The following is a 1,613-nucleotide window of genomic DNA, read 5'->3' on the forward strand; positions in this document are numbered from 1 at the left end:
GCCAAGAAGAAACCGATCCAGGAGATCGGCGCCAAGATCGGCATCCCCTACGAGCACCTTTTGCCTTACGGCCACGACAAGGCGAAGGTCTCGGCCGAGTTCATCAAATCGGTGAAGGGCAACAAGGACGGCAAGCTGATCCTGGTCACCGCGATCAACCCGACGCCGGCCGGCGAAGGCAAGACGACCACCACGGTCGGCCTCGGCGACGGCCTGAACCGCATCGGCAAGAAGGCGATCGTGTGCATCCGCGAAGCCTCGCTCGGGCCGAATTTCGGCATGAAGGGCGGTGCGGCCGGCGGCGGCCTCGCCCAGGTGGTGCCGATGGACGACATGAACCTCCACTTCACCGGCGACTTCCACGCCATCACCACCGCCCATAACCTGCTTTCGGCGCTGATCGACAACCACATCTACTGGGGCAACGAGCTCGGCATCGACATCCGCCGCGTGGCATGGCGCCGCGTCATGGACATGAACGACCGGGCGCTGCGCGACATCATCTGCTCGCTGGGCGGCGTCGCCAACGGCTTCCCGCGCGAGGCCGGCTTCGACATCACCGTCGCCTCGGAAGTGATGGCGATCCTGTGCCTGGCCACCGACCTCAAGGATCTCGAGAAGCGCCTCGGCGACATCATCGTCGCCTACCGCCGCGACAAGTCGCCGGTTTATGCCCGCGACCTCAAGGCCGACGGCGCCATGGCGGTGCTCCTGAAGGATGCCATCCAGCCCAACCTGGTGCAGACGCTGGAGAACAACCCGGCCTTCGTGCATGGCGGCCCGTTCGCCAACATCGCGCATGGCTGCAACTCGGTCGTCGCCACCACGACGGCGCTGAAGCTCGCCGACTACGTCGTCACCGAAGCCGGCTTCGGCGCCGACCTCGGCGCCGAGAAATTCTTCGACATCAAGTGCCGCAAGGCGGGCTTGAAGCCGGCGGCGGCCGTCATCGTCGCCACCGTGCGCGCCATGAAGATGAATGGCGGCGTCAAGAAGGAAGACCTCGGCAAGGAGAACATCGAGGCGGTCAAGAAGGGCTGCCTCAACCTCGGCCGCCACATCGAGAACGTACACCAGTTCGGCGTGCCGGTGGTGGTGGCGATCAACCACTTCACCACCGACACCGAGGCCGAAATCAGGGCACTGAAGGATTTCGTCGCCTCGATGGGGGCGGATGCGATCCTGTGCAAGCACTGGGCGCAAGGCTCCGCGGGCATCGAGGATCTGGCCCACAGAGTGGTCAAGCTTGCCGAATCCGGCGCCTCGCAGTTCTCGCCGCTCTATCCCGACGAGATGCCGCTGTTCGAGAAGGTCAACACCATCGTCAAGCGCATCTACCGCGGCGACGAGGCGATCGCCGACAAGTCGATCCGCGACCAGCTGCATGCCTGGGAGCAGGCCGGCTACGGCAACCTGCCGGTCTGCATGGCCAAGACCCAGTATTCCTTCTCGACCGACCCGAACCTGCGCGGCGCGCCGACCGGCCACACCGTGCCGGTGCGCGAGGTCAGGCTCTCGGCCGGCGCCGGTTTCGTCGTCATCATCTGCGGCGAGATCATGACCATGCCCGGCCTGCCCAAGGCGCCGTCCTCGGAAAAGATCTTCCTCAACGA

General features: G+C 65.2%; 1 protein-coding gene. It reads left to right on the forward strand.

Annotation, left to right across the window (positions count from 1 at the left end; translation table 11 throughout):
• The coding region (locus EN853_RS32975; RefSeq protein ID WP_135857310.1) for a formate--tetrahydrofolate ligase at window positions 1–1,613 on the forward strand (1,613 nt) is incomplete at both ends.

This window comes from Mesorhizobium sp. M1C.F.Ca.ET.210.01.1.1 (assembly GCF_004791585.1).
In the GTDB taxonomy this organism is placed as follows: Bacteria; Pseudomonadota; Alphaproteobacteria; order Rhizobiales; family Rhizobiaceae; genus Mesorhizobium.